A 231-nucleotide genomic window follows, 5' to 3' on the forward strand; every position below is an offset into this window, starting at 1 on the left:
GGGTTCATCCTCACCCCCGAACAGGCAGACGACCTGATCCAGCGCGACCCTCGCAACAAGGACGTCCTCTTCCCCTACCTCAACGGTGAGGACCTCAACTCCCGTCCGGACTGCTCGGCCAGCCGCTGGGTGATCAACTTCCATGACTGGAGCGAGGACCGGGCCCGGAGCTACCCAGAAGTTTTTTCCATCATCGAAAGGGACGTGAAGCCCGAACGACTCAAGAACAAC

The 231-nt window shown here is 60.2% G+C and carries 1 protein-coding gene; it reads left to right on the top strand.

Annotated elements, in window-relative coordinates; all coding sequences use genetic code 11:
* Nucleotides 1–231 (top strand): hypothetical protein (locus KUF83_RS15435; RefSeq protein ID WP_217455249.1); only part of this gene is annotated, 231 nt, incomplete at both ends.

The sequence above is a fragment of the Streptomyces sp. BV286 genome (assembly GCF_019090165.1).
Taxonomy (GTDB): domain Bacteria; phylum Actinomycetota; class Actinomycetes; order Streptomycetales; family Streptomycetaceae; genus Streptomyces.